This is a genomic window from Pseudomonas sp., from assembly GCF_050739775.1.
In the GTDB taxonomy this organism is placed as follows: domain Bacteria; phylum Pseudomonadota; class Gammaproteobacteria; order Pseudomonadales; family Pseudomonadaceae; genus Aquipseudomonas.
Genome location: NZ_JBOICA010000019.1, coordinates 27,869 through 53,884, shown reverse-complemented (window position 1 = coordinate 53,884; position 26,016 = coordinate 27,869). Strand labels below are relative to the sequence as shown.

Below are 26,016 nucleotides of genomic sequence, written 5' to 3'. Positions count from 1 at the left end.
CATGTTCAGTAAAAAAATCCGCACCATTGCGCTGTTCAGTGTGATTGCCGCCTTGCTGGTGGCGGTCGGCTACTGGAACATCGGCCCCGAGAGCTTCCTCGACAAACCGGTGGCCCGCGTCGACAACAACGCTATTGACTACTACGCCACCAATGCAAGCAGCGTGCAGTTCCTGCCAGATGGCAAGATGCAGTACGAGATGACCGCCGACAAGGTCGAACACCTCAAGGTCAGCGAAGTGACCCTGCTGACCAAGCCGGACCTGCAGCTGTACCGCGGCACGACCTACCCCTGGCATGTGCAGAGCGCAAAAGGCGAGGTCAACCCCGATGGCAGCGAAGTGGAATTGATCGACTCGGTACGGGTTGCCCGCACTGATGAAAAGAACCGCACCATGATCATTACCAGCAGTCGCATGACAGTATTCCCGCAGAAGCAATATGCGCAAACCGAGCAAGCCGTTAGAATCGACGGCGCCGGTGGCGTCACTACGGGCAATGGAATGAAAGCGTATTTGAAAGACGGCAGGATGGACCTGCTGTCCAACGTAAGAGGACAGTATGAGGCTCGTTAAAACCCTCCCCTTTTTGCTCAGCCTGAGCGCAGCACTGGGAAGCGCGAGCGCCTGGGCCCTGCCGAACGACCGTGACCAGCCTATTCGCATCCAGGCCGACAACGCGCATCTGGATGACAAGAAAGGTGTTGCCACCTACACCGGCGACGTCATCATCACCCAGGGGTCGATGATGATCAAAGGCAACACCGTGACCATCACTCGCGCCGACTCCGGCGACATCGACGTGGTGACCTCGGTGGGCAACCTGGCCTACTTCGAACAGCAGCAGAGCGCCGCCAAGCCAGACAAGATGCAAGGCTATGCCGTGACCATCCAGTACCAGGCACAAAAAGACCTGGTGGTACTGACTGACCGCGCCAAGGTGATCAACGAGGGCAACACCACCGAAGGCGAGAAGATCGTCTACAACACCAAGTCCCAGGTAGCGACCGCAGGTCGTGGCGGCAACGTGAGCACGCCGCGCCAGCGTATCGACATGGTGATCCAGCCGAAGAAGAAGGCCGAGTAAATGGCAACCCTCAAAGCCCAGCACCTGGCCAAGAGCTACAAGAGTCGACAAGTGGTCCGCGACGTCAGCCTGTCCATCGACAGCGGCCAGATCGTCGGCCTGCTCGGCCCTAACGGCGCCGGCAAGACCACCTGCTTCTACATGATCGTTGGCTTGGTCCAGGCCGATCAGGGCCGCGTCCTGATCGACGACCTGGATGTCAGCCACCAGCCAATGCACGGCCGCGCCCGTGCCGGCATCGGCTACCTGCCCCAGGAAGCATCGATCTTTCGCAAGCTTTCGGTTGCCGACAACATCATGGCGATCCTCGAGACGCGCAAGGACCTCGACACCGCCGGGCGTCGCAAGGAGCTGGAAAGCCTGTTGCAGGAGTTTCACATCAGCCACATTCGCGACAACCTAGGCATGAGCCTTTCCGGTGGCGAACGTCGCCGCGTGGAGATCGCTCGTGCCCTGGCCACCGCACCGAAATTCATCCTGCTTGATGAACCCTTTGCCGGTGTCGACCCGATTTCGGTCGGCGACATCAAGCAGATCATCCATCACCTCAAGGCCAAGGGCATCGGTGTACTGATCACCGACCACAACGTCCGTGAGACCCTGGATATCTGCGAAACCGCTTACATCGTCAACGATGGCCAACTGATTGCCGAAGGCGATGCAGAGACCATCCTGGCCAACAACCTGGTCAAAGAGGTGTACTTGGGCCACGAGTTCCGCTTGTAAGTTCGAGGCGACACAGCGTTTGCCATGGGCTGCTGACCCGGTGAAATCCGGCTTATATTGTTACAGCACCCTAGGCAAACGCTCCAACTTCAGGCATATAATTTGCTTAAAGTTGGCGCTTCGGTGCCCTTGTAGTGGATGGCGCCTGTGCGCCGGCGAAAAAGGTGTTAAGCCCCTGCCATGAAACCATCGCTCGTCCTAAGAATGGGCCAGCAACTGACGATGACCCCGCAGTTGCAACAGGCTATCCGACTACTCCAGCTTTCTACCCTGGACCTCCAGCAGGAAATCCAGGAAGCGCTGGAATCGAACCCGATGCTCGAACGTCAGGAAGAAGGCGACGACTTCGACAACAGCGACCCGATGGCGGACAACGCCGAAAGCAAGCCTGCCGCCGAAGTCCAGGACACCAGTTTCCAGGAAACCACACCGACTGTGGACAGCCTGGAAGAAGGCGAATGGAACGAGCGCATTCCCAACGAGCTACCTGTCGATACGGCCTGGGAAGACATCTACCAGACCAGCGCCAGCAGCCTGCCCAGCAACGATGATGACGAGTGGGACTTCACCACCCGCACGTCGGCTGGCGAAAGCCTGCAAAGCCACCTGCTCTGGCAGCTGAACCTGGCGCCGATGTCCGACACCGATCGGCTGATCGCGGTAACCCTGATCGACTGCATCAACAACCAGGGCTACCTCGACGAAACCCTCGAAGAAGTCTGCGAGTCCTTCGACCCCGAGCTGGATATCGAGCTCGACGAAGTCGAAGCCGTTCTGCATCGCATCCAGCAATTCGAACCTGCCGGCATCGGCGCCCGCAACCTCAGCGAGTGCCTGTTGCTGCAACTGCGCCAACTACCCGCCCAGACCCCGTGGATGGCCGAAGCCCAGCGCCTGGTCCGCGATTACATCGACCTGCTCGGCAGCCGTGACTACAGCCAGCTGATGCGGCGGATGAAGCTCAAGGAAGACGAACTGCGCCAGGTCATCGAGCTGGTCCAGAGCCTCAACCCGCGCCCTGGCTCACAGATCGAGTCCAGCGAGGCCGAATACGTGGTCCCCGACGTGATTGTGCGCAAGGACAACGAACGCTGGCTGGTCGAGCTCAACCAGGAAGCAGTGCCGCGCCTGCGGGTCAATCCGCAGTACGCCGGTTTCGTCCGCCGCGCCGACACCAGCGCCGACAACACCTTCATGCGCAACCAGTTGCAGGAGGCCCGCTGGTTCATCAAGAGCCTGCAGAGCCGCAACGAAACCCTGATGAAGGTCGCCACCCAGATCGTCGAACACCAGCGTGGTTTCCTCGACCACGGCGACGAAGCGATGAAGCCGCTGGTATTGCACGACATCGCCGAGGCGGTGGGCATGCACGAGTCGACTATTTCCCGGGTCACCACTCAGAAATACATGCATACACCCCGGGGCATTTACGAGCTGAAGTACTTTTTCTCCAGCCACGTCAGCACCTCCGAAGGTGGTGAATGCTCGTCCACAGCGATTCGCGCGATCATCAAAAAACTGGTTGCAGCGGAAAATCAGAAAAAGCCATTGAGTGACAGCAAGATCGCTGGTTTACTGGAGGCACAAGGCATCCAGGTAGCCCGTCGCACCGTCGCCAAGTACCGCGAGTCCCTCGGCATTGCACCGTCGAGCGAGCGCAAGCGACTGATGTAGCCCCTGAGATCGCCACAGCAGTTCAGTGGCAGGCGCAATACCTGCCTCTTATGCACGGGCAACAAAGGAGAAGCTGTATGCAAGTCAATATCAGTGGACAGCATGTAGAAGTCACCCAGCCGCTGCGCGAGTACGTCGAACAGAAACTGAAACGTCTGGAGGGGCACTTCGACAAGATTACCAATGTGACGGTAATCATGAAGGTCGAGAAGCTGCAGCAGAAGATTGAAGCGACGCTGTTTATTCCCGGCGGCGAAGTGGTTGCAAATGCCGAACACACAGACATGTATGCAGCGATTGATGCCTTGACCGACAAGCTCGACCGCCAACTAAAAAAACACAAGGAAAAACAGCAAAGCCTGCTGCAAGGTGCAGCGGCCCGCTGATCCCCCTCATCCATGATCCGACTTGAAACTATCCTGACCCCCGGCCGCTCCCTGGTGAACGTGCCGGGAGGCAGTAAAAAGCGCGCGCTTGAACAGATTGCCAATCTGATCGGCAAAGAAGTACCCGACCTGGAAACCCAGGACGTGTTCGAAGCCTTGATTGCCCGAGAAAAACTGGGCTCAACCGGCTTCGGCAATGGTATTGCCATCCCTCACTGCCGCCTCAAGGGCTGCAAGGAACCGGTCAGCGCACTGTTGCACCTGGACGCACCTATCGACTTCGACGCCATCGATGGCGCACCGGTCGACCTGCTGTTCGTATTGCTGGTCCCGGAAGCTGCCACCGATGCTCACCTGGAGCTGCTGCGCCAGATTGCCAGCATGCTCGACAGCAAGGACGTACGCGACAAGCTGCGTGCGGCCGCCAGCAACGACGCGCTGTACCAGGTCGTTCTGGACGTACAGAACGGACACTGAACATGCGCTTGATCATCGTTAGCGGCCGATCCGGCTCCGGCAAGAGCACTGCCCTCGCAGTCCTGGAGGACAACGGTTACTACTGCATCGACAACCTGCCCGCCGGGTTGCTGCCACAGTTGGCCGAAAATGCCCTGATCAACACCGAGCTGATGCAACCCAAAGTGGCTGTATCGATCGATGCACGCAACCTGCCCAGCCATCTGATACGCTTCCCCGAGCTGCTGGAAGATGCCCGCAGCCGGCATATCCAGTGTGACGTGCTGTACCTGGACGCCGATGAAGAGACCCTGCTCAAGCGTTTCTCGGAAACCCGCAGGCGCCACCCCCTGACCAACGCCAATCGTTCGCTGGCCGAAGCGATCAAGGTCGAGACCGACCTGCTGGGGCCTATCGCCGACCTCGCCGACCTGAAGATCGACACCACCAAGCTGAACCTCTACCAGTTGCGTGACGCGGTCAAGTTGCGCCTACTTAACCAGCCAGAGCCCGGAACCGCGTTCCTGGTCGAATCCTTCGGCTTCAAGCGCGGCATGCCGGTGGACGCCGACCTGGTGTTCGACGTGCGCTGCCTGCCCAATCCTTACTGGAAGCCGGAGTTGCGCGAGCATTCCGGCCTGGAGCAGCCGGTCATCGATTACCTGGCAGCCCAGCCCGATGCCGAAGAAATGTTCCAGGACATCTCCAGCTACCTGCTCAAATGGTTGCCACGCTTTGCCGCCAGCAACCGCGCTTATGTGACCATTGCCATTGGCTGTACCGGTGGACACCACCGTTCGGTTTACCTGACCGAACGCCTGGGCCAGTTGCTGCAGCAATCCTTGAAGAATGTCCAGGTTCGCCACCGCGACCTCTAGCCCACAGGACCACCGCCGCGATGCCCGCTCGTGAAATCACCATCATCAACAAGCTGGGGCTACACGCCCGGGCTGCGGCAAAGTTTGTCGGCGTGGCCGGACGCTTCCCTTGCACTGTGCGCGTAGGTCGGGCGCCTGACAAATTGATTGACGGCAAGAGCATCATGGCGGTGATGATGCTGGCGGCAGGTAAAGGCACCCAGGTGCATCTGCACACCGAAGGCGAGCAGCAGGACGAAGCACTGAACGCACTGATCGAGCTGATCAACAACTACTTCGACGAGGGCGAGTAACCGCCCCCGCTTCCCGCTCAAGACAGCGCAGTATCCATCACCATCATCAGACAGAAGCCGACGCACAGCCCCAGGCTGGCCAAGCGATGATGGCCGTTACTGCGCGATTCAGGAATGATCTCCTGAGTCACCACCAGCAGCATAGCCCCGGCCGCGCAGGCCAAGCCCAGTGGCAACAACAATTCGGCCACGCTCACCAGCCAGGCACAGATCATGGCCGCCACCGGCTCGACCAGCCCAGATGCCGCTGCAATGGCAAAAGCCTTGAACCGCGCCATACCGGCCCCGGCCAGTACCAGGGCAATGACCAGGCCTTCGGGCACATCCTGCAAGGCAATACCCATAGCCAGACTGTCCGCATCCGCCATTCCAGCACCCGCCGACACCCCGATGGCCATGCCTTCTGGAATGTTGTGGGCGATGATGGCGATGACGAATACCCAGATCCGCGCGGCAATCACCGGTTGCTGGGCACTGCCCACCAATGCCAATGGCGAGGCTCCCGAGATCTTGAGATCGACCAGGTACAGGCAAAAGGCGCCGAACAACAAACCGAAACTGATCAGCACGCCCGCGCCCCATTGACCCAGACCAATAGCCTGAGCTGCGTCTAGTCCTGGAATGACCAGGGAAAACGCCGTTGCCGCCAGCATCACCCCGGCACCGAAACCCAGCAAGGTATCAGCCAACGCTGCTGGCATGCCGCGGATCACCAGCACCGGCACAGCGCCTAGCGCTGCCCCCAGTGCACACAGGGCACCTCCTTCGAGCGCACGCATCATGCGGGGCTCGAGGTCTAGCCAGGCGAATCCCTGCGCTACCAGCAAGATGCAACCAACCAGCAGCAACAGGGTACCCAGCGCCAGGCGAAACAGACGCACGCCGCTTATGGACATCACATCCGTACGCATACCGGAACGACTCACGCCAGGGCGGCTACATAACGGCGCTCTACCTCGGACCAGTCGATCACGTTATAGAAGGCATTGATGTATTCAGGGCGACGGTTCTGGTACAGCAGGTAGTACGCATGCTCCCAAACATCCAGACCAAGAATCGGCGTGTTGCCGTTCATCAGCGGGCTGTCCTGGTTGCCACTGCTCTCTACCAGCAGTTTCTTTCCCGCTGTCACGCTCAGCCAGGCCCAACCGCTGCCAAAACGGCTCAATGCAGCCTTGGTGAAGGCGTCCTTGAAGGCCTCAAAGCCCCCCAGGTGCTCATCGATAGCCTTGGCAACCGTGCCCTGGGGCTGACCACCGCCCTTGGGCGACATCACTGTCCAGAACAGTGAGTGATTGGCGTGGCCACCACCCTGGTTGATTACGGCGGCCTGCAATTGCGGGGGCAACTGCTTGACCGCGGCCACCAGCTGTTCCACCGGCCACTCAGCCCACTCGGTGCCCTCGACGGCCGCATTGAGGTTATTGATGTAGGTCTGGTGGTGCTTGCTGTGGTGAATTTGCATGGTCTGGGTATCGATGTGCGGTTCCAGCGCATCGTATGCGTAAGGCAATGCAGGCAAGGTGTGAGACATTCTCAGTGGGTTCCGTAGTGATGTGCTGAGGACCCGACGCTTTCCTGACCGGCATTAACAACCGGTTGCGGGCCATGACTATGGAGCAGACGTTCAGTTCGCGGGTACTGGCCGTACTCACTGATGAAATTCAGTAACTCGGTGTAGGTTTTGCCGCTGTGACGCAGCGCCGCTTCGCGCAGCGCTGGCGTCAGGCGTGGGTCCTGCATGGCCTGCAACAGCCGCTGATGAATGGCGCAGAGGTACTCCGCGCTCTCCTGAGGCTGGTTCAAACGCAAGTGCAGGTCGGCCAGGTTGTGGTGAGCGATCACACACACGGACACCGCTTCATCGGCGTCATGCCAGCGCTCGAACAACACCTGGGCCAGGGCCAGGGCCTGCAGATACAACTCGCGGGCATCGACCAGTTCGCTCTGGTCGAACAGGCGATTGGCAATTTCGGTGGTACGTTTCCAGTGCTGCATGACAAACCTCCAGTGCGATATCAGATACCGCCAGCAGTGAGCTTTTCCGGATCGAGCAGCACTTCCAGCTGGCTGCGCGGCAAGTCGGTGTGCTCCAGAGCCACGTCGATGATGGGCCGGCCTTGTTTGTAGGCAGTTTTGGCGATCTCCGCGGCTTTCTGGTAGCCGATGATCGGGTTCAGCGCCGTCACCAGAATCGGGTTACGCGCCAGCGCTTCCTTGAGCTTGGATTCGTTGACCTTGAAGCTGGCGATCGCCTTGTCGGCCAGCAAGCGGCTGACATTGGCCATCAATTCGATGCTGCTCAACAGGTTCTGAGCGATGACTGGCAGCATCACGTTGAGTTCGAAATTGCCCGACTGCCCGGCCACGGCGATAGTCGCGTCGTTGCCGATGACCTGGGCGGCAACCATGGCAGTGGCTTCCGGGATCACCGGGTTGACCTTGCCGGGCATGATGGAGGAGCCAGGCTGCAGGCCTTCCAGCTCGATTTCGCCCAGGCCCGCCAGGGGGCCGGAGTTCATCCAGCGCAAATCGTTGGCAATCTTCATCAAGACCACAGCGGTGGTCTTGAGCTGGCCAGACAAGGCCACCGCAGTATCCTGGGAGCCGATCAGGGCAAACAGATTCTGTCCGGGTGTAAACGCTACCTTGGTCAGTTCACTGAGTTGCTGGCTGAAACGCGTGGCGAACTCGGGGTGTGCGTTGATGCCAGTACCCACTGCAGTCCCGCCCTGGGCCAGTGCTTGCAGCGCTGGCAAGGTCGACTCGAGGTGGCCGAGGGCCGCTTTGATCTGCGCCGCCCAACCGCCCAGCACCTGGCTCATACGCACCGGCATGGCATCCATCAGGTGGGTACGACCGGTCTTGATGAACGGATGCACGGCTTCGGCCTTGTGCTCGATTACCTGGACCAGATGTTTGAGAGACGGCAGCAGTTGCTCATGCAAGGCCAGGGCGGCACTGACATGGATGGTGGTGGGGATGATGTCGTTACTGCTTTGCCCGCAGTTGACGTGATCGTTCGGGTTGACCGTGTCGCCAAGAATGCGGCTTGCCAGGGTGGCAATCACTTCGTTGGCGTTCATGTTCGAGCTGGTGCCGGAGCCGGTCTGGAAGATATCCACCGGGAAGTGCTGGATGAAATCGCCGGCCAACAGTTGCTCGACCGCTTTGACGATGGCCGTGCCCTGCCCTTCTTGCAGTTGTTTGAGTTCGATGTTGGCCTTGGCCGCAGCGGCCTTGGCCAACAGTAGTGCACGAATGAACTGAGTCGGCATGCGCTGCTGGCTGATCGGAAAGTTGTTCACCGCGCGCTGGGTCTGAGCGCCATACAGGGCCTCGGTCGGTACCTGCAGTTCACCCATGCTGTCACGCTCGATACGGGTATTACTCATCATCAAGTCCTTGCATCAGTTCAGTGAAAGAAATCGAAGGCAGTAGCGTGCAGTTCGCCAGTTGCAGGGCGAGAGGCTGCCAACGCTGGCCGTGCTCACCACCGTCGAGCTTGCGCAGCTGCAACAGCGGCTTCCAGGCCTGGTCCAGGCACAGGCAGCGCCAATGCCAGGGCAGCATGCGGTCGCAGGCAGTGTCCAGGAGCAGGCGGAATGAGGTCAGGGCGACGGTCCAGGCCGAGGTTTCGGTGCAGCACACCAAATAGCGGCCCTCGGCCAGGTAGTGCTCGATCAAGCGCGGTTCGTCCGGCTCCAGCGCACAACGGATACGGCGGCTGAGCCAGCGCCAGTTTTCGAGGTAGGGCAATTCGTGAAAGACGGGTTTCATGAACATCATCGCCTGATAATGATATTCATTATTAAGTGATAATTATAATCAGTTCAAGTAGAAAAAGAAGAAAAAAAAAAGCCCGACACATGGCCGGGCTTCCCGCTCCTACAGAAATCAGCTACCCGCCACTGTCATCCGCTCGATCAATACCGAGCCGGTGTGAATGTTGCTGCGGGTTTCCAGGTCATTACCGATCGCGACAATCTGCTGGAACATGTCCTTCATATTGCCGGCGATTGTCACCTCCTGGACGGCGAACTGAATCTCGCCATTTTCCACCCAGTACCCCGCAGCACCGCGGGAATAGTCGCCGGTCACCATGTTCAAACCATGGCCCATCAGCTCAGTGACCAATAGCCCGCGGCCCATGCGCCGGATCAGCGCAGCCTGATCTTCAACCCCGTGGGTCACGTACAGGTTGTGCACGCCACCGGCATTGGCGGTGCTCGGCAGGCCAAGCTTGCGCCCGGAGTAGGTCCCCAGTACATAGGACACCAACTCGCCTTTTTCAACGAACGGTTTAGCGTAGGTCGCCAGACCATCGCCATCGAATGCCGCACTGCCCAGAGCACGCATGAGATGCGGGCGCTCATCCAGGGTCAACCAGCTGGGAAACAGGCGCTGGCCCATCGCGCCATCGAGGAACGACGACTTGCGGTACAGGTTGCCGCCCGAGATCGCCGACAGGAAACTGCCGAACAGCCCCCCGGCCAGCTCCGCGGAAAACAGCACCGGCACCTCGCAGGTCGGCACCGGCCGCGCGCCCAGACGACTGGCCGCCCGTTGTGCGGCGCGCTGGCCGATGCTGCGCGGATCGGCCAGCAATTCGCCCTGACGATTGACGTCATACCAGTAGTCGCGCTGCATCTGCCCATCGGCTTCGGCGATCATCACGCAGCTCAGGCTGTGACGGGTCGACGCGTAGCCACCGATAAAGCCGTTGCTGTTGCCATACACACGGCAGCCCTGATGGGTATTGAGCGTGGTGCCATCGGCGTTCGTGATCCGCGCATCGGCATCGAATGCCGCGGCCTCACACGCCAGCGCCTTCTCGATAGCCTGCTCGGGAGTGATGTCCCAGGCGTGATACAGATCGAAGTCAGGCAGATCACGGGCCATCAAGGCCGGATCGGCAAGCCCCGCACAATCATCCTCGGAGGTGTGCCTGGCAATCGCCAGGGCCGCCGCGACGGTCTCGCGAATGGCCTCGCTGCCGCTGGCCGAGGTACTGGCCGAACCTTTGCGCTGGCCGACATACAGGGTGATACCAAAACCCTGGTCGCGGTTGAACTCCACGGTTTCCACTTCACGCTGACGTACCGAGGTCGACAACCCCTGCTCCAGCGAAACTGCCACTTCACAGGCGCTGGCCCCCTGGCGCTTGGCTTCGGCGATGATCTGTTCGACCTGCTCCTGCAACGCCGGCAGGGCCTGTGGACCTACGCTCTGGACTGCATTCATGGTTTTCTCCACTCAAATTCTGCGTTCGGCACGGGTCAATCTACGACCGGGCCGGACAAGCGGCCCCCGACTGGTTATCATGGCGGCGATTCTCAGCGGACTGCCCCCATGGTTGATTCTTACGACACCGCCTTTGACGGCGAAAAAAGCAAAACCCAGATCAAGCGCGAGATGCAGGCGCTGGTCGATATGGGCGAGCGCCTCACCACGCTCAAGCCCGACACCCTGGCTAAACTGCCGTTGACCGACGAACTGCGCGCGGCCCTGGAAGAGCACAAGAAGCACACGGCAAACGAAGCGAAAAGGCGTCATAGATCATTCATCGGCAAGCTGATGCGTGACCAGGACATTGACGCGATCACTGCGCTTCTTGACCAGCTCGACGCCTCCTCGCGCCAGTACAACGAGCGTTTCCACGGCCTCGAACGCTGGCGCGACCGGCTGATCGACGGCACCGACGAAGTCCTGGAGAAATTCGTCCAGGAGTATCCGCAAGCCGACCGCCAGCAGCTGCGCTCGCTGATCCGCCAGGCCCAGCATGAGCTGAAAACCAACAAGCCGCCTAGCGCCAGCCGTAAGATCTTCAAGTACATTCGCACCCTGGACGAAGTTCAACGCGGCCTGCGTTGAGCCTCGCGACCGGGCAGGCGCCCTGCCCGCCCGGTTTCAACTTCATGCGCCCGTGCCACCGACGGTGATCGCATCGATCTTCAGGGTCGGCTGGCCCACGCCAACCGGCACCGACTGACCATCCTTGCCACAGGTTCCCACACCACTGTCCAGGGACAGGTCGTTCCCTACCATCGACACCCGGCTCATGGCTTCCGGACCGTTGCCGATCAAGGTCGCGCCCTTGACCGGTGCTGTGATTTTGCCGTCTTCGATCAGGTAGGCTTCGCTGGTGGAGAAGACAAACTTGCCACTGGTGATATCCACCTGGCCACCGCCCAGGTTGGCACAGTAGATACCGCGCTTGACCGACTTAATGATTTCTTGCGGATCGCTTTCCCCGGCACGCATGTAGGTGTTGGTCATGCGTGGCATTGGCAGGTGCGCGTAAGACTCGCGGCGACCGTTGCCGGTAACTGCCATGCCCATCAGTCGGGCGTTGAGCTTGTCCTGCATGTAGCCCTTGAGAATGCCGTTCTCGATCAGCGTGGTGCATTCGGTTGGCGTGCCTTCGTCATCCACGCTCAACGAGCCGCGGCGACCTTCCAGGGTGCCATCATCGACGATGGTGCACAGGCTGGAGGCAACCTTCTCGCCCATGTGGCCACTGTAGGCCGAGCTGCCCTTACGGCTGAAGTCACCTTCCAGGCCATGGCCCACCGCCTCGTGCAGCAATACGCCGGACCAACCGGAGCCGAGGACCACCGGCAAGGTGCCAGCCGGTGCCGGAATCGCCTCCAGATTGACCAGCGCCTGGCGCAAGGCCTCACGGGCAAAACCCATGACCCGTTCGTCGGTGAAATAGCGATAGTCGGTTCGACCGCCACCACCATGGCCGCCGCGCTCACGCCGACCGTTCTGCTCGACAATCACACTGACGTTGAAACGCACCAGCGGACGTACATCCGCGGCCAGGCTGCCATCGGCAGCGGCAATCAGGATGCGCTCCCAGACCCCGGCCATGCTCACGGTGACTTGCTGGATACGCGGATCCAGGGCACGCGTGGCCGCATCGACACGCTTGAGCAGCTCGACCTTCTCGGCCCGGCTGATCACTTCAAGCGGGTTGTCGGCGCCATAGAGCTGGGTGACATCCTGGCTCTTGAAAGCCTGGACACTGCCATTCTGCCCGGCGCGGGAAATCGAACGGGCGGCACGGGCAGCCGAGGTCAGGGCTTCAAGGTTGATGGCGTTGCTGTAGGCAAAACCGGTCTTCTCGCCGGACTGGGCACGTACGCCCACGCCTTGGTCGAGGTTGAAACTGCCTTCTTTGACAATCCCGTCTTCGAGTGCCCAGGACTCGGAAATCTGCCCCTGGAAATACAGGTCGGCGGCATCGATGCCCGGCCCGGCCAACTCACCCAGCACTGACTGCAGGCTGTCGAGGGTCAGTCCCCCCGGCGCCAGCAGGTGCTCGCTGACAGTGGATAGCATCTCACTCATAGTCACTCCGAGGTGTGCGCAGGCCGCAAGGCGTCCTGCGAGAAAAAGCGCCGGTGCAAGGCCACCGGCATCCGCGCCCGAATGGACGCCTGTTCGCTGCTGTCGCGTTCGCACAGCAGCACGGCCTCGCCGCTGGCCTGTTCGGCGACAATACGCCCCCAGGGATCAACGATCGCCGCATGACCGTAAGTTTCCCGTGGCCCCGGGTGGGTACCGCCCTGAGCGGCGGCCAGAACATAACACTGGGTTTCAATCGCCCGGGCGCGAATCAGCACTTCCCAATGCGCCGCCCCGGTCACGGCAGTGAACGCTGCAGGGGCACTGATCAGTTCGGCCCCGGCAGCGCGCAAGGCGCTGTACAGCTCCGGAAAGCGCAAGTCATAGCATACGCTCAAGCCCAGACGTCCGACCGGGGTATCCGCGACCACCACCTGGCTGCCATGGGCATAGTCATCAGACTCGCGATAGCGTCCGCGGTTGTCAGCCACATCGACATCGAACAGGTGCAGCTTGTCGTAGCGCGCAACGGTTTCGCCATGCTCATCGATCAACAACGAACAAGCATGGGACTTGGCCTCAGGCTGTCCGGCCGGCGGCAAGGGCAAGGTACCAGCCACCACCCATAACCTGAGGTCGCGGGCGGTCTGTTTCAACCAAGGCAATATCGGCCCCTCGCCCAGCGCCTCGGCACGACCGATGGCGGCGCTGTCGCGACGGCCCATGGCGGCGAAATTTTCAGGCAACACGGCCAGGCGCGCACCGCCTTTAGCTGCCTGCTCAAGCAACCGCCGAACCTGCTCCAGGTTGGCCGGGATATTGCTCTGGCTGACCATCTGGATCACTGCTGACTTCATTGGCGCTCCCGAGGTTACTTGTTGAACGGTTTGATAAAGCTGATTTTAGGCTCTTTCCACGGACCTTCGACGCGATAGTGCACGCTGGCATAACGCGCCACTCGGTCACCCAACAGGCGATCGACCAGGAACAATGCACCGCCGACTGCTGGTGCGCCGACAATCAAGGCCGCCAGCGGCAGGTTGTTGGTCACTGGCAAGGTCACCTGCAGGTTGGCATCCACTCGGTCACGCACCATGTCCAGGGTACCGTCGAGTTCGAAATTGCTCGACGGTCCAGTCACGGTGATCGGCTCGCGGGTTACATAAACGCCTTCGCTGGCCACCAGCAGACCTTTGACCCGGTCGTAGCTCAAACCCTTGTCGAACAGGTCGGAGAAGTCCAGGCGCAAACGCCGGCCAATGGAGTTGAAATTGAGCAGACCAAACACCCGTAGCGCCTGGGCGCCACCTTCGACTTCAACAAACTGGCCTTTACGCAAGGCAGCATCGAGGCTGCCGGAGAGCCGCCCAAGGCTGACCCAGGCTGGCGATCCTGGCCAACGCGCGTCGACATCCATACGAAAATCGCGACTGGTGACAGTCGGGGCAAAATTCCAGGCTTTGAGCACGTCGGCCAGGTTCTTGCCCTCAATGCGCCCCTTGTACCAACTGCCACTGGCCCCTGGTGCGCCCTCCCAAGCGCCATTGCCGTCAATCTGCAGGCCCTTGAGGTTGAGGTCCAGATCATTCAGGGCGATACCCTTGGCGGTCGCACGCACCTTGAGCGCTGCGCTGCCGAGCAAGTCATCGCCACGGTACAACTTGTCGATACTGAGGTCGATGGAAGGAATCTTGCGCGGATCGATCGCAGCCATCGGGTCGGGTGCGTTGGGCACGATCACCTCAGCCGGATCTTGTGGCGGCAGGTGAATGGTCTGCAAGTTCACCACCAGCGGCGCGCCCTTGGCGTCAGGCAGACGCGCGTTGCCGATGACCTCCTTGCTGTCCAGGCGCAACACCCAGTTGTTCGGGTTGCGCACCAGACGTACCACCGCCTGGTTCAGTTCAAGGCCGACGCCCTTGAGCCGAGCAATGCTCAGGTCAACACCGCGCAAAAGCTGGCGGGCACTGCCGCCTGGGTCATTGCCGGCCAGACTGTCCATTTGCTGCTGCCAGGGCGCAAGGTCCAGTTCAGCCAGTTTTCCGCGTACCTGTACACCCTGAGCGCTTGGCAGTTGCGCATTGCCACTGCCAAACACCAGTTCGCCACGCCCCTGGTCGAGCTTGTCCATGGGCGCGGCATAGAGCATGTTGGCGACATCGGCATAACGGAAATTGAACCGTCGTTCAGGCCCTTGCAGGGTCATGCCAAACTGACTGTTGCGGGTTTCCTCGGCCGTCTTGCCGAACGGCGCAGGCAGATTGACGGCCAGACCCTTGAGGCTGGAGTCGACTTTGAGCCCATTATCACGGCTACCCAGGTTGAGCTGCAGTTGAAACGGCAGCTCTCCGGATAGCGGCAAGGCCTGCTTGACCTGCAGCCATTGGGTCAGGGCCGAAAGTGTCACCTGGCCCTTGGCTTCAACCCGCGTTTGCAGCTCATCGGGCTTGCCCTCGGCAAAGATCTGCGCGGTAAACGGCTTGTCGAATAGCCGCGCACTGATGTTCTGGCCGCTGAGCCCCTTGCCGTAGTCGAAGCGGAACGCGCCCTTGAGTTTATTCAGTTCAAGTACCGGAGCGGCAATCTTCAGGCGCGCATCGCTGGTGTCGAAATCCACCACCACTTGCGGTTGTTGACCCTTGGCCAAGGGGATGTCGAGCTTGAGCTTGCCCTTGAGGCTACCCTGACCTTCCCAGCCCGCGAACAGTGCGGCAGTACTGATCGGCGCTTCCTGGAGGATTTTCATACCATCGCCCAGACCACCGGCGAATGCCCCCTCCAGGTACATGTGGCTGTGTAGACCACTGGCGACGTGGGGAATGTTGACCTGCACATCGCTGACCTGGGTATCGAGCAATTGCCCGCGCTTGGCATTGACTCGAACGCCATCGTCGTCGATATACACGTCACCATCAACCTGCTGCACCTGCGGCCAGCCTGGCTGGAAGTCCAGCGCGGCATCATGGACCTTGAAGAACAGGCTGATGCTGCGTGCCTGCTCGGAAGCACCGTGGTTGAGCGAGCCCTGGTACTGGAAATAGCCTTCGTCGACCGCGCCCTTGAGAATGGCGGTGCGCAACCATTCATCCAGCGCCGAACTGAGGACCTCGGGCAGGTACTTGGCGGTGTAGCGACCATCGCCGTCGACCAGGCCGACACGCAAGTCCATGTAATCTTCACGGGCATCATCGAACAGCAGGCGGATAAGGAAGTCACCGGCAATCTTGCCCTCCTCGCCCAGCACCTTCAGGTAGGGTGCAATAAGCGTGAAGCCGTCCTGATCCAGGCGCCAGGTCAGGCGCGCATTGGCTTTCTGGTAGTTCCAGGGTTTGGCGAAAATCGGGTACAGATGAAGCATGAAAGCGTCAGTGTCCAGGCGCAATTCGCCATGGCCCAGGTCACCGCTGATGCTACCACTGACGTTCCCCGCCGCCGGCGCACCGTGATAGGCACTGAAGCCCACCCGTTCGAGATTGGCGGCAAAATTCAGGCGCTGATCCCCGGTGGCCTTGGGCCGAATATCCAACTGGACATTGCGTAGGCTGCCTTTGACCTTCAGCCCCTGGACCACGGCCATGACCTTCTCTGGCAAGGGCACCAACGACTCGATCAGCGGCGTGAGCGGCGTCAGGTCCAGACGATCGGCCTGGACCTTCCAGGTTTCTTCGCCCGCCTCACTGGCTGCGCTCTGGTTCAGTTGCAGGTGCGACTCCCAGCGGGTCTTGCCCAGGCTCATGGCCAGCGAATCGAACTGCACATCAAAACCCTGTTCCCGGCGCTGGAACCAGCCATTAAGAGCAAGGTTTTCCACCTTGGCCTCTTCACGACCGGCATACGCGCCGCGCAATTGCGGTGCATTCAGGCGAACCACGGTGCTTTGCAGCTGGCCCTTGCTCCAGTTCAGCCAGAACTCACCCCCGGCTTTAAGCTCCTTTGCCTGCCATTGCCCCAGCAACCGCGGCGGCAACCAGCGTGCCCAGTCGCTCTGGGGCAAGCTGAGGTAGGCATCAAGCTGACCATCACGCCAGTGCGCCGGACGCACGCGGCTACGCACACTCATGGCCACGGGCTGACCGTCGGGCAAGGTCAGGCGCACATCCAGACGCTGGCGAATGCTACCGGTTTGCAAGCCGAGGTTGACGTAAGTAAGGGTCATCGGATCGCGCTGGAACGGCTCGAGGGTGACCTGACTATCGAGCACGGTGATCTTCGACACCGTTTGCATGCGCTCCAGCAACTGTTGCGGATCCAGCGGCTGGTCATCGGTTTTCGGTAGACCGTCGAGGGTCCAGGCGCCCTGCTCATCTTCATGCAGGCTCAGGTGCAGGCCACCCACTTCCAGGTTAGCCAGGCGCAGCCGACGCTCGCTCAGGCTGGCCCACAGATCCGGCACCACCTTGACCCCGTCCAGGCGTAACGCCGAGCCTCCCTCGCCAACCTGGATATCGTTTACCACCAGCACCGGCGCCAGGCCGCTCCAGCGCCCCTCCAGGCTACCGATGTGCACAGGCAAGCCCAAGGCCTTTTCGGCTTTGTCTTCGACTTCGGCGCGGTATTCGGCCACCAGCGGCACCAGTTGCCGGCCAAGGCTGACATACAGCGCCATCAGCACAGCCAGCAAGGCACAGATCCCCAGGCCCCAGCGGGTCATCGCGCCCAGAACGCGGATCAGACGTTCCATGGCAATGGCCCTCCAACTCGAGCCTTAACTATGACCGCAACCGGGCGCTTTGCCAGCCCTTGCAGCAGCCCGATGCATTCAGACCTCAGAGCAGCACCACATCGTATTGTTCCTGGGAGTACATCGACTCGACCTGAAAACGAATGGTTCGGCCGATGAAGGTCTCAAGCTCGGCCACATTGCCCGACTCTTCATCCAGCAGCCTATCCACCACTTTCTGATTAGCCAGCACTCTATAACCTTCAGCCTCGTAGGCACGGGCTTCGCGCAGGATTTCGCGGAAAATCTCGTAACAAACTGTCTCCGGGGTTTTCAGCTTGCCGCGCCCCTGGCAGCAAAGGCAGGGCTCGCACAGCACCTGCTCAAGGCTTTCCCGGGTACGCTTGCGCGTCATCTGCACCAGACCGAGTTCGGTAATACCGATGATGTTGGTCTTGGCGTGGTCGCGTTCGAGCTGCTTTTCCAGGGTCCGCAGCACCTGGCGCTGGTGCTCCTCATCTTCCATGTCGATGAAGTCGATGATGATGATGCCGCCGATATTGCGCAGGCGCAGTTGCCGGGCAATCGCGGTGGCCGCTTCCAGGTTGGTCTTGAAGATCGTCTCTTCCAGATTGCGGTGGCCAACAAACGCCCCGGTGTTGACGTCGATGGTGGTCATCGCTTCCGCCGGATCGACCACCAGGTAGCCTCCGGACTTGAGTGGCACCTTGCGGTCCAGCGCACGCTGGATCTCGTCTTCCACGCCATAAAGATCGAAGATCGGTCGTTCGCCCGGGTAGTGCTCAAGGCGGTCGGCGATTTCCGGCATCAGTTCGCCGACGAACTGCGTGGTTTTTTGGAAAGTTTCCCGAGAGTCGATGCGAATCTTCTCGATTTTCGGGTTGACCAGGTCGCGCAAGGTACGCAAGGCCAGGCCCAGGTCCTCGTAGATTTCCGTTGGCGCGCCGACCGTCTTGATCTGGGCACCGATCTGATCCCAGAGCCTGCGCAGGTAACGAATGTCCATGAGGATTTCATCGGCGCCCGCGCCCTCGGCCGCGGTACGCAGGATAAAGCCGCCGGCATCCTCGATGTTTTCCTCGGCGACGCAGTCGGTAACCACCTGTTTGAGGCGTTCCCGTTCGGCTTCGTCTTCGATCTTCAGGGAAATACCGACATGACTGGTACGCGGCATGTACACCAGGTAACGCGAAGGAATCGACAATTGGGTCGTCAGCCGCGCGCCTTTGGAACCTATGGGGTCCTTGGTGACCTGCACCACCAGACTCTGGCCTTCATGCACCAGGGCGCTGATGCTCTCCACCGAGGAGCCTTCGCGCTGGGAGATTTCCGAGGCGTGGATAAAGGCTGCGCGGTCCAGGCCGATGTCGACGAACGCTGCCTGCATCCCTGGCAACACGCGAACCACCTTGCCCTTGTAGATGTTGCCGACAATCCCGCGCCGCTGGGTACGCTCAACATGCACTTCCTGAAGAACACCGTTCTCCACCACCGCCACGCGTGATTCCATCGGTGTGATATTGATCAGAATCTCTTCACTCATGGCTGGCTCTCGTCAAAGGACTTCAGTAATGATGGATCGCTCACGGGCGACTGGCTAGCAGCGCTCTTGTCTGTCCTCGCTCAACGGGCCGACAGCGGTTGCCAACAGGGAATGGCGAATTGTCCCAGCAACTCGGCGGTTTCGCTCAGCGGCAAACCAACCACTGCCGAATAGCTGCCTTCGATACGCTGCACGAACACCGCACCCAGACCCTGGATGGCATAGGCGCCGGCTTTATCCAGCGGCTCGCCGCTGGCCCAGTAGGCTTGTGCTTCCTGGGTAGAAATCTGCCGCAAGCGTACCTGGCTGACGACGCATACGCTCAGGCAGCGCTGCTGATCGGCGACCGCAACGGCCGTGAGCACCTGATGCTCACGGCCCGACAGCAAGGCCAGCATGGCCAGAGCATCGTCACGACCGACAGGTTTGCCAAGGATCCGCCCATCGAGCACCACAGCAGTGTCAGCCCCCAGCACCGCCAGGGGCGCACTCGCATCAAGGGGCAGCAGCGCGGCCAGTCCGGCGTTTGCCTTGGCCCGCGCCAGGCGCTCGACGTAAGCCGGCGCGGCTTCATCGGGCAGCGGGCTTTCGTCGACCGAGGCGCTGAGCGTCGTGAAAGGAATGCCGATCTGGGTCAGCAATTCCCGACGGCGGGGTGAACCGGAGGCCAGGTACAGCGGGGTCATCGTGACTTCTCCCTGTCAACGTCGGGAAGCGGGCTCAGTTGATGCTCAGGCGCAAACGCAGCCCGCGCAGGGCGAAGCTGATCCACGGCCAGAGCAAGGCGCTGATGACCGCCGACCAGATCAGCGCCAGAGTCGGCAGGCGGTTTCCGGTCAGGGCGCTCAGCCATAGCTGCACCAGCTGGGCAAGACCGAAGATCACCAGGATCACCAGGCTTTGCTGCCACATCGGGAACATCCGCAGGCGTTGTTGCAAGGTCAACACCAGGAAGGTGATCAGGGTCAGCACCAGGGCGTTCTGCCCCAGCAACGTGCCGTACAGCACGTCCTCGGCCAGGCCCAGGACAAAGGCCGTGGTCATGCCGATCTTGTGCGGCAGGGCCAGGGTCCAGAAAGCCAGGAGCAAGGCCAACCACATGGGCCGCAAGACTTCCATGAACTGCGGCAACGGCGAAACGCTGAGCAGCAGGCCAAGCACGAAAGTCAGCCAGACTACCCAGCCGTTTCGGCTGCGTGTACTCACCATCAGTGTCTCTCCCGGGAAGGGGTCGGGGCAGTGCCGCTGGCTGCAGCCGGGGTTGCCGTGGGTACAGCCAGCGGCGGCGCAGCAGGTGCTTGGCCGGCGTTGGCGGACGTTACCGGAGCAGTACCGGGGGGGGGCGCCGCAGTGGCTGCAGCTGCGCCAGGCGGTGTTGCCTCGGCATTGCCAGGCAACCCCTGACGATCGGCAGCCTCCTGGGCCATGGCGGCATCAGTGGCACGCTGCTCGGGGGTACGGCTGTCGGTGAACACCAGCAACAGGTAACGGCTGCGATTGAGTGCGGCAGTAGGAATCGCCCGGACAATGGCAAACGGCTGACCGGAGTCGTGAATCACTTCTTTGACCGTGGCCACCGGGTAACCGGCCGGGAACCGCTGCCCCAGGCCCGAGCTGACCAGCAGGTCGCCTTCCTTGATGTCCGCCGTATCGGCGACATGGCGCAGCTCCAGGCGCTCGGGGTTGCCCGTGCCGCTGGCAATCGCCCGCAGGCCGTTGCGGTTGACCTGTACCGGAATGCTGTGGGTGGTGTCGGTCAGCAGCAAAACCCGCGCGGTATAGGGCATCAGCTCGACCACCTGCCCCATCAGGCCGCGGGCGTCGAGCACCGGCTGGCCAAGGACCACGCCATCGCGCTCGCCCTTGTTGATCAGGATACGGTGCGTAAACGGGTTGGGGTCAACACCGATCAGTTCGGCGACCTCGACCTTCTCATTGACCAATGCCGACGAATTGAGCAGCTCGCGCAGGCGCACGTTCTGCTCGGTCAGGGCGGCCAGTTTTTGCACGCGCCCTTGCATCAGCAAGGCTTCGGTCTTGAGTTTTTCGTTCTCGGCGATCAGCTCTGTGCGGCTGCCGAACTGGCTGGCGATACCCTGCCACAGGCTCTGCGGCAAGTCGGTGATGTGATAGGACTCCATCAGCACCAGCCCCATCTGGCTGCGTACCGGTTTGAGCAGGGTGAAGCGCGCATCGACCACCATCAGAGTGATCGACAGCACAACCAGCACCAGCAGGCGCACGCCCAGCGAAGGGCCCTTGGCGAAAAGCGGTTTAATAAGCCGCTCCTCGTGGACGACGATTCAAGAGGTCATTCATACGGCAACGCACCGGCCTGCTTGTGGATTGACGGAAAATGACGCCCACACGGACGTCAGCCCAGCACATACAGGTAGCACTGCGGGCACTACCTGTAAACCGGGCGGCATGTTTGCTGCAGCCAGCTTACTCGCTGGAGAGCAGGTCCATGGTGTGTTTGTCCATCATTTCCAGGGCGCGGCCACCGCCACGGGCAACACAGGTCAGCGGGTCTTCGGCGACGATCACCGGCAGGCCGGTTTCCTGGGCCAGCAGCTTGTCCAGGTCGCGCAGCAGGGCGCCACCACCGGTCAGCACCAGGCCGCGCTCGGCGATGTCCGAAGCCAGCTCCGGTGGCGATTGTTCCAGGGCGCTCTTGACCGCCTGAACGATAGTCGCCAGGGATTCCTGCAGTGCTTCAAGCACTTCGTTGGAATTGAGGGTGAAGGCACGCGGCACGCCCTCGGCCAGGTTACGGCCGCGAACATCGACTTCACGCACTTCACCACCTGGATAGGCAGTACCGATTTCCTGCTTGATGCGCTCGGCGGTGGATTCGCCGATCAGACTGCCGTAGTTACGGCGCACGTAGGTCACGATCGCTTCGTCGAAGCGGTCACCACCGACACGGACGGATTCGGCATAAACCACGCCATTGAGGGAGATCAGTGCGATTTCAGTGGTACCACCACCGATGTCGACGACCATCGAACCACGGGCTTCCTCGACTGGCAGGCCGGCACCGATAGCGGCAGCCATCGGCTCTTCGATCAGGAACACTTCGCGGGCACCGGCGCCCAGCGCCGATTCACGAATGGCGCGACGCTCGACCTGGGTCGATTTACACGGCACACAAATCAGTACCCGCGGGCTTGGCTGCAGGAAGCTATTCTCGTGCACCTTGTTGATGAAGTACTGCAGCATTTTTTCGCAAACGCTGAAGTCGGCGATCACGCCGTCTTTCATCGGACGAATGGCAGCAATGTTGCCGGGTGTACGGCCCAGCATGCGCTTGGCTTCGGTACCTACCGCGACGACACTTTTCTGGTTGCCGTGAGTACGAATGGCCACAACCGAGGGCTCATTCAGGACGATACCGCGCTCACGCACGTAAATAAGGGTGTTGGCAGTGCCCAGGTCGATGGAAAGATCGCTGGAAAACATGCCACGCAGTTTCTTGAACATGGGAAAGTGACCCTAGGCAACGCGTGGGTAAAAAAGTGCGGCAAACTCTAACAACGGCGGGGATTTTGGGCAAGGCGCCAATATGTTAAATTGGTAGTTTTCCGAGCAAGCCAGCGCACAATCGCGGCCTTATGACCGTAAATCTGCCAGCATGTTCCTCTATCGCGGACCAAATCCGTTTTTTGTTTTCCCAGGAGATCCCCATGGCGCTTGAACGCTGCGACGTGGAAAAGATCGCTCATCTGGCCCGACTGGGCCTGAATGAAGCCGATCTGCCACGCACTACCGATGCCCTGAACAGTATTCTGGGACTGGTCGACCAGATGCAAGCAGTCGACACCACTGGCATAGAGCCACTGGCGCACCCGCTGGAAGCCAATCAGCGCCTTCGCGCTGATGTAGTAACAGAAAGTAACCATCGCGACAGTTACCAGGCCATCGCCCCGGCGACGGAAAACGGCCTGTACCTGGTTCCGAAAGTCATCGAGTAAGGGAATAGAGCCTGCCATGCATCAACTGACCCTGGCCGAGATCGCCCGCGGACTCGCCGACAAGAGTTTCTCCTCCGAAGAGCTGACCCGCACCTTGCTGGCGCGAATCAACCAGCTCGACCCGCAACTCAACAGCTTCATCAGCATCACCGAAGAGCTGGCCATCAGCCAGGCCCGCGCCGCCGACGCACGTCGCGCCGCCGGTGAGAACGGCCCCCTGCTCGGCGCCCCGATCGCCCACAAGGACCTGTTCTGCACCCAGGGCATCCGCACCAGCTGCGGTTCGAAGATGCTCGACAACTTCAAGGCGCCGTATGACGCCACCGTGGTCAGCAAACTGGCCGAAGCCGGCGCGGTGACCCTGGGCAAGACCAACATGGACGAGTTCGCCATGGGTTCTGCCAACGAGAGCAGCTACTACGGCGCGGTAAAAAACCCGTGGAACCTGGAACACGTTCCAGGTGGTTCTTCAGGTGGTTCAGCGGCGGCCGTTGCGGCGCGCCTGCTGCCAGCGGCCACGGCCACCGACACGGGTGGCTCGATTCGCCAGCCAGCGGCGCTGACCAGCCTGACCGGGCTGAAACCGACCTATGGCCGTGTTTCGCGCTGGGGCATGATCGCCTACGCTTCGAGCCTCGACCAGGGCGGCCCACTCGCCCGCACTGCCGAAGACTGCGCGCTGATGCTGCAAGGCATGGCCGGTTTCGACGCCAAGGACTCCACCAGCATCGATGAGCCGGTGCCGGACTACAGCGCCAGCCTCAACGGCTCGCTCGAAGGCCTGCGCATCGGTCTGCCGAAGGAATACTTCGGCGCCGGTCTCGACCCACGCATCGCCGACCTGGTCCAGGCCAGCGTCAAGGAGCTGGAAAAGCTCGGCGCCGTGGTCAAGGAAATCAGTCTACCGAACATGCAGCACGCGATTCCGGCCTACTACGTGATCGCCCCGGCCGAAGCCTCATCCAACCTGTCGCGTTTCGACGGCGTGCGTTTCGGCCACCGCTGCGAGAACCCGGTCGACCTCACCGACCTGTACAAGCGCTCCCGTGGCGAAGGCTTCGGTATCGAAGTTCAGCGCCGGATCATGGTCGGTGCCTATGCCCTGTCGGCCGGTTACTACGACGCCTACTACCTGCAGGCGCAGAAGATTCGCCGCCTGATCAAGAACGACTTCATGGCCGCCTTCAACGACGTCGACGTGATTCTCGGCCCGACCACGCCAAACCTGGCCTGGAAGATCGGCGCCAAGAACAACGACCCGGTCGCAGAATACCTGGAGGACGTCTACACCATTACCGCCAACCTGGCGGGCCTGCCGGGCCTGTCGATGCCGGCCGGTTTTGTCGATGGTCTGCCGGTTGGCGTGCAACTGCTCGCCCCGTATTTCCAGGAAGGCCGCCTGCTCAACGTCGCGCACCGCTATCAGCAAGTGACTGATTGGCATACTCGCGCACCTACCGGCTTCTGAGGGATCACCACATGCAATGGGAAGTTGTCATCGGGCTGGAGATTCATACCCAGCTCGCCACCCAGTCGAAGATTTTCTCCGGCAGCGCCACCACCTTCGGTTCCGAGCCGAACACCCAGGCCAGCCTGATCGACCTGGGCATGCCCGGCGTGCTGCCGGTGCTCAACCAGGAAGCGGTGCGCATGGCCTGCATGTTCGGTCTGGCGATTGACGCCGAGATCGCTCAGCACAACGTGTTCGCACGCAAGAACTACTTCTACCCCGACCTGCCCAAGGGTTACCAGATCAGCCAGATGGAGCTGCCGATCGTCGGCAAGGGCCACCTGGACATCGCCCTCGAAGACGGCACGGTCAAACGCGTCGGCATCACCCGTGCGCACCTTGAAGAAGATGCTGGCAAGAGCCTGCACGAAGACTTCAGCGGTTCCACCGGTATCGATCTGAACCGTGCCGGCACCCCCCTGCTGGAAATCGTTTCCGAGCCGGACATGCGCAACGCCAAGGAAGCCGTGGCCTACGTCAAGGCCATCCACGCCCTGGTGCGCTACCTGGGCATCTGCGACGGCAACATGGCCGAAGGCTCGCTGCGTTGCGACTGTAACGTCTCCGTACGCCCCAAAGGCCAGGCCGAGTTCGGTACCCGCTGCGAGATCAAGAACGTCAACTCGTTCCGCTTCATCGAGCGCGCAATCAACACCGAAATCCAGCGTCAGATCGAACTGATCGAAGACGGCGGCAAGGTCACCCAGGAAACCCGCCTGTACGACCCGAACAAGGACGAGACGCGCTCGATGCGCAGCAAGGAGGAAGCCAACGACTACCGTTACTTCCCCGATCCGGACCTGCTGCCGGTGGTGATCGAGGGCGCTTACCTCGACTCCCTTCGTGCCACCCTGCCGGAACTGCCGCCGCAGAAACGCGAGCGCTTCCAGAGTCAGTTCGGTCTGTCGGCCTACGATGCCAACGTGCTGGCTTCGAGCCGCGAGCAAGCCAACTACTTCGAACAGGTAGTGGCCGTGTGTGGCGATGCCAAGCTGGCCGCCAACTGGGTCATGGTCGAGCTGGGCAGCCTGCTCAACAAGCTTGGCCTGGAAATCGATCAGGCACCTGTCACTGCCGCACAACTGGGCGGCATGCTGCAGCGCATCCTCGACAACACCATCAGCGGCAAAATCGCCAAGGTGGTCTTCGAGAAGATCGCTGCCGGTGAAGGTGATGCTGACCAGATCATCGAGGCCGAAGGCCTGAAACAGGTGACTGACAGCGGTGCGATCGAGAAGGTGCTGGACGAAATGCTGGCGGCCAACGCCGAGCAGGTCGAGCAGTACCGCGCCGCCGATGAAGCCAAGCGTGGCAAGATGTTCGGCTTCTTCGTCGGCCAGGCCATGAAAGCCTCCAAGGGCAAGGCCAACCCGCAGCAAGTGAACCAATTGCTCAAGAGCAAGCTCGAAGGGTAATCGCAAATCGCGCTGTAGGAGCCGGCGTTGCCGGCGATGCAA

Annotated in this window: 26 protein-coding genes; 12 read left to right on the top strand and 14 right to left on the bottom strand. The window is 61.0% G+C overall.

Annotated features, from left to right (window positions below; genetic code table 11):
* The first annotated feature begins 1 nt into the window (after nt 1).
* The 8 genes from lptC (at nt 2) to ACRESH_RS11990 (ending at nt 5,498) form a co-directional block, all read left to right on the top strand.
* Nucleotides 2–574 (top strand): LPS export ABC transporter periplasmic protein LptC, encoded by a 573-nt coding sequence (lptC, locus tag ACRESH_RS12025; RefSeq protein WP_431742202.1) that lies wholly within the window; start codon nt 2–4, stop codon nt 572–574.
* Nucleotides 561–1,085: a lipopolysaccharide transport periplasmic protein LptA gene (lptA, locus tag ACRESH_RS12020; protein WP_431742201.1), complete on the top strand. Its 525-nt coding sequence runs from the start codon at nt 561–563 to the stop codon at nt 1,083–1,085. Before lptC ends, lptA begins: the two co-directional genes overlap by 14 nt.
* Nucleotides 1,086–1,811, top strand: coding sequence for an LPS export ABC transporter ATP-binding protein (gene lptB / locus ACRESH_RS12015; protein WP_431742200.1), 726 nt, complete (start codon nt 1,086–1,088; stop codon nt 1,809–1,811).
* 180 nt (nt 1,812–1,991) lie between these two features.
* Entirely contained in the window at nt 1,992–3,485 is a 1,494-nt protein-coding gene (locus ACRESH_RS12010; protein WP_431742199.1) for an RNA polymerase factor sigma-54, read from the top strand.
* Nucleotides 3,486–3,562: 77 nt separating this feature from the next.
* Nucleotides 3,563–3,871, top strand: coding sequence for a ribosome hibernation-promoting factor, HPF/YfiA family (hpf, locus tag ACRESH_RS12005; RefSeq protein WP_028942831.1), 309 nt, complete (start codon nt 3,563–3,565; stop codon nt 3,869–3,871).
* 12 nt (nt 3,872–3,883) lie between these two features.
* Nucleotides 3,884–4,348, top strand: a complete 465-nt coding sequence (gene ptsN, locus ACRESH_RS12000; RefSeq protein ID WP_431742198.1) for a PTS IIA-like nitrogen regulatory protein PtsN — start codon at nt 3,884–3,886, stop codon at nt 4,346–4,348.
* A 2-nt stretch (nt 4,349–4,350) separates the two neighbouring features.
* Entirely contained in the window at nt 4,351–5,205 is an 855-nt protein-coding gene (gene rapZ / locus ACRESH_RS11995; protein WP_431742197.1) for an RNase adapter RapZ, read from the top strand.
* Between the two features lie 20 nt (nt 5,206–5,225).
* Nucleotides 5,226–5,498: an HPr family phosphocarrier protein gene (locus tag ACRESH_RS11990; RefSeq protein ID WP_431742196.1), complete on the top strand. Its 273-nt coding sequence runs from the start codon at nt 5,226–5,228 to the stop codon at nt 5,496–5,498.
* A gap of 17 nt (nt 5,499–5,515) precedes the next feature.
* Here the strand turns inward: ACRESH_RS11990 and ACRESH_RS11985 are convergent, their stop codons facing one another.
* From ACRESH_RS11985 to pmbA, 6 genes are all read right to left on the bottom strand, one after another.
* Nucleotides 5,516–6,409 (bottom strand): ZIP family metal transporter, encoded by an 894-nt coding sequence (locus tag ACRESH_RS11985; protein WP_431742195.1) that lies wholly within the window; start codon nt 6,407–6,409, stop codon nt 5,516–5,518.
* Between the two features lie 11 nt (nt 6,410–6,420).
* A complete protein-coding gene (locus ACRESH_RS11980) occupies nt 6,421–7,032 on the bottom strand; it encodes a superoxide dismutase (protein ID WP_431742194.1) in 612 nt (203 codons plus the stop codon).
* Between the two features lie 2 nt (nt 7,033–7,034).
* Entirely contained in the window at nt 7,035–7,496 is a 462-nt protein-coding gene (locus tag ACRESH_RS11975; protein WP_431742193.1) for a hypothetical protein, read from the bottom strand.
* Between the two features lie 20 nt (nt 7,497–7,516).
* Complete coding sequence (locus tag ACRESH_RS11970) at nt 7,517–8,893, bottom strand: class II fumarate hydratase (protein ID WP_431742192.1); 1,377 nt, start codon at nt 8,891–8,893, stop codon at nt 7,517–7,519.
* On the bottom strand, nt 8,886–9,287 hold the full coding sequence (locus tag ACRESH_RS11965; protein WP_431742191.1) for a FagA protein: 402 nt from the start codon (nt 9,285–9,287) through the stop codon (nt 8,886–8,888). Before ACRESH_RS11965 ends, ACRESH_RS11970 begins: the two co-directional genes overlap by 8 nt.
* Nucleotides 9,288–9,395: 108 nt before the next feature.
* On the bottom strand, nt 9,396–10,742 hold the full coding sequence (gene pmbA, locus ACRESH_RS11960) for a metalloprotease PmbA (RefSeq protein WP_431742190.1): 1,347 nt from the start codon (nt 10,740–10,742) through the stop codon (nt 9,396–9,398).
* A gap of 108 nt (nt 10,743–10,850) precedes the next feature.
* Between pmbA and yjgA the strand changes: the two genes are divergently transcribed.
* Nucleotides 10,851–11,372, top strand: coding sequence for a ribosome biogenesis factor YjgA (gene yjgA, locus ACRESH_RS11955; protein ID WP_431742189.1), 522 nt, complete (start codon nt 10,851–10,853; stop codon nt 11,370–11,372).
* A gap of 42 nt (nt 11,373–11,414) precedes the next feature.
* On the opposite strand, the gene tldD is transcribed toward yjgA, so the two are convergent.
* From tldD to mreB, 8 genes are all read right to left on the bottom strand, one after another.
* The gene (gene tldD / locus ACRESH_RS11950) at nt 11,415–12,854 is read right to left on the bottom strand and encodes a metalloprotease TldD (protein ID WP_431742188.1); all 1,440 of its coding nucleotides are present in this window, start codon (nt 12,852–12,854) and stop codon (nt 11,415–11,417) included.
* A gap of 2 nt (nt 12,855–12,856) precedes the next feature.
* On the bottom strand, nt 12,857–13,708 hold the full coding sequence (locus ACRESH_RS11945; protein WP_431742187.1) for a carbon-nitrogen hydrolase family protein: 852 nt from the start codon (nt 13,706–13,708) through the stop codon (nt 12,857–12,859).
* Between the two features lie 14 nt (nt 13,709–13,722).
* Nucleotides 13,723–17,532 carry a YhdP family protein gene (locus ACRESH_RS11940; protein ID WP_431742186.1) on the bottom strand — a complete coding sequence of 1,270 codons (3,810 nt, stop codon included), beginning with the start codon at nt 17,530–17,532 and terminating at the stop codon, nt 13,723–13,725.
* An 85-nt stretch (nt 17,533–17,617) separates the two neighbouring features.
* Nucleotides 17,618–19,075, bottom strand: coding sequence for a ribonuclease G (gene rng, locus ACRESH_RS11935; protein WP_431742185.1), 1,458 nt, complete (start codon nt 19,073–19,075; stop codon nt 17,618–17,620).
* Between the two features lie 80 nt (nt 19,076–19,155).
* The gene (locus ACRESH_RS11930) at nt 19,156–19,761 is read right to left on the bottom strand and encodes a Maf family protein (RefSeq protein ID WP_431742184.1); all 606 of its coding nucleotides are present in this window, start codon (nt 19,759–19,761) and stop codon (nt 19,156–19,158) included.
* Between the two features lie 34 nt (nt 19,762–19,795).
* On the bottom strand, nt 19,796–20,284 hold the full coding sequence (gene mreD, locus ACRESH_RS11925) for a rod shape-determining protein MreD (protein WP_431742183.1): 489 nt from the start codon (nt 20,282–20,284) through the stop codon (nt 19,796–19,798).
* Nucleotides 20,284–21,324, bottom strand: coding sequence for a rod shape-determining protein MreC (gene mreC, locus ACRESH_RS11920; protein ID WP_431742239.1), 1,041 nt, complete (start codon nt 21,322–21,324; stop codon nt 20,284–20,286). Before mreC ends, mreD begins: the two co-directional genes overlap by 1 nt.
* Before the next feature lie 196 nt (nt 21,325–21,520).
* Nucleotides 21,521–22,558: a rod shape-determining protein MreB gene (gene mreB, locus ACRESH_RS11915; RefSeq protein ID WP_008371426.1), complete on the bottom strand. Its 1,038-nt coding sequence runs from the start codon at nt 22,556–22,558 to the stop codon at nt 21,521–21,523.
* Between the two features lie 203 nt (nt 22,559–22,761).
* Between mreB and gatC the strand changes: the two genes are divergently transcribed.
* Genes gatC through gatB form a run of 3 tightly spaced genes read left to right on the top strand, consistent with a single transcriptional unit; the run spans nt 22,762 to nt 25,974 of the window.
* Nucleotides 22,762–23,049 (top strand): Asp-tRNA(Asn)/Glu-tRNA(Gln) amidotransferase subunit GatC, encoded by a 288-nt coding sequence (gene gatC / locus ACRESH_RS11910; RefSeq protein WP_038614429.1) that lies wholly within the window; start codon nt 22,762–22,764, stop codon nt 23,047–23,049.
* A 16-nt stretch (nt 23,050–23,065) separates the two neighbouring features.
* The gene (gene gatA, locus ACRESH_RS11905) at nt 23,066–24,517 is read left to right on the top strand and encodes an Asp-tRNA(Asn)/Glu-tRNA(Gln) amidotransferase subunit GatA (protein WP_431742182.1); all 1,452 of its coding nucleotides are present in this window, start codon (nt 23,066–23,068) and stop codon (nt 24,515–24,517) included.
* 11 nt (nt 24,518–24,528) lie between these two features.
* Nucleotides 24,529–25,974 (top strand): Asp-tRNA(Asn)/Glu-tRNA(Gln) amidotransferase subunit GatB, encoded by a 1,446-nt coding sequence (gatB, locus tag ACRESH_RS11900; RefSeq protein WP_431742181.1) that lies wholly within the window; start codon nt 24,529–24,531, stop codon nt 25,972–25,974.
* Nucleotides 25,975–26,016: the final 42 nt, after the last annotated feature.

Excerpts from the sequence above, each read along its gene's own strand:
- lptC (WP_431742202.1), top strand. The coding sequence starts at position 2 with ATGTTCAGTAAAAAAATCCGCACCATTGCGCTGTTCAGTGTGATTGCC.
- lptA (WP_431742201.1), top strand. The coding sequence starts at position 561 with ATGAGGCTCGTTAAAACCCTCCCCTTTTTGCTCAGCCTGAGCGCAGCA.
- lptB (WP_431742200.1), top strand. The coding sequence starts at position 1,086 with ATGGCAACCCTCAAAGCCCAGCACCTGGCCAAGAGCTACAAGAGTCGA.
- ACRESH_RS12010 (WP_431742199.1), top strand. The coding sequence starts at position 1,992 with ATGAAACCATCGCTCGTCCTAAGAATGGGCCAGCAACTGACGATGACC.
- hpf (WP_028942831.1), top strand. The coding sequence starts at position 3,563 with ATGCAAGTCAATATCAGTGGACAGCATGTAGAAGTCACCCAGCCGCTG.
- ptsN (WP_431742198.1), top strand. The coding sequence starts at position 3,884 with ATGATCCGACTTGAAACTATCCTGACCCCCGGCCGCTCCCTGGTGAAC.
- rapZ (WP_431742197.1), top strand. The coding sequence starts at position 4,351 with ATGCGCTTGATCATCGTTAGCGGCCGATCCGGCTCCGGCAAGAGCACT.
- ACRESH_RS11990 (WP_431742196.1), top strand. The coding sequence starts at position 5,226 with ATGCCCGCTCGTGAAATCACCATCATCAACAAGCTGGGGCTACACGCC.
- ACRESH_RS11985 (WP_431742195.1), bottom strand. The coding sequence starts at position 6,409 with ATGCGTACGGATGTGATGTCCATAAGCGGCGTGCGTCTGTTTCGCCTG.
- ACRESH_RS11980 (WP_431742194.1), bottom strand. The coding sequence starts at position 7,032 with ATGTCTCACACCTTGCCTGCATTGCCTTACGCATACGATGCGCTGGAA.
- ACRESH_RS11975 (WP_431742193.1), bottom strand. The coding sequence starts at position 7,496 with ATGCAGCACTGGAAACGTACCACCGAAATTGCCAATCGCCTGTTCGAC.
- ACRESH_RS11970 (WP_431742192.1), bottom strand. The coding sequence starts at position 8,893 with ATGAGTAATACCCGTATCGAGCGTGACAGCATGGGTGAACTGCAGGTA.
- ACRESH_RS11965 (WP_431742191.1), bottom strand. The coding sequence starts at position 9,287 with ATGATGTTCATGAAACCCGTCTTTCACGAATTGCCCTACCTCGAAAAC.
- pmbA (WP_431742190.1), bottom strand. The coding sequence starts at position 10,742 with ATGAATGCAGTCCAGAGCGTAGGTCCACAGGCCCTGCCGGCGTTGCAG.
- yjgA (WP_431742189.1), top strand. The coding sequence starts at position 10,851 with ATGGTTGATTCTTACGACACCGCCTTTGACGGCGAAAAAAGCAAAACC.
- tldD (WP_431742188.1), bottom strand. The coding sequence starts at position 12,854 with ATGAGTGAGATGCTATCCACTGTCAGCGAGCACCTGCTGGCGCCGGGG.
- ACRESH_RS11945 (WP_431742187.1), bottom strand. The coding sequence starts at position 13,708 with ATGAAGTCAGCAGTGATCCAGATGGTCAGCCAGAGCAATATCCCGGCC.
- ACRESH_RS11940 (WP_431742186.1), bottom strand. The coding sequence starts at position 17,532 with ATGGAACGTCTGATCCGCGTTCTGGGCGCGATGACCCGCTGGGGCCTG.
- rng (WP_431742185.1), bottom strand. The coding sequence starts at position 19,075 with ATGAGTGAAGAGATTCTGATCAATATCACACCGATGGAATCACGCGTG.
- ACRESH_RS11930 (WP_431742184.1), bottom strand. The coding sequence starts at position 19,761 with ATGACCCCGCTGTACCTGGCCTCCGGTTCACCCCGCCGTCGGGAATTG.
- mreD (WP_431742183.1), bottom strand. The coding sequence starts at position 20,284 with ATGGTGAGTACACGCAGCCGAAACGGCTGGGTAGTCTGGCTGACTTTC.
- mreB (WP_008371426.1), bottom strand. The coding sequence starts at position 22,558 with ATGTTCAAGAAACTGCGTGGCATGTTTTCCAGCGATCTTTCCATCGAC.
- gatC (WP_038614429.1), top strand. The coding sequence starts at position 22,762 with ATGGCGCTTGAACGCTGCGACGTGGAAAAGATCGCTCATCTGGCCCGA.
- gatA (WP_431742182.1), top strand. The coding sequence starts at position 23,066 with ATGCATCAACTGACCCTGGCCGAGATCGCCCGCGGACTCGCCGACAAG.
- gatB (WP_431742181.1), top strand. The coding sequence starts at position 24,529 with ATGCAATGGGAAGTTGTCATCGGGCTGGAGATTCATACCCAGCTCGCC.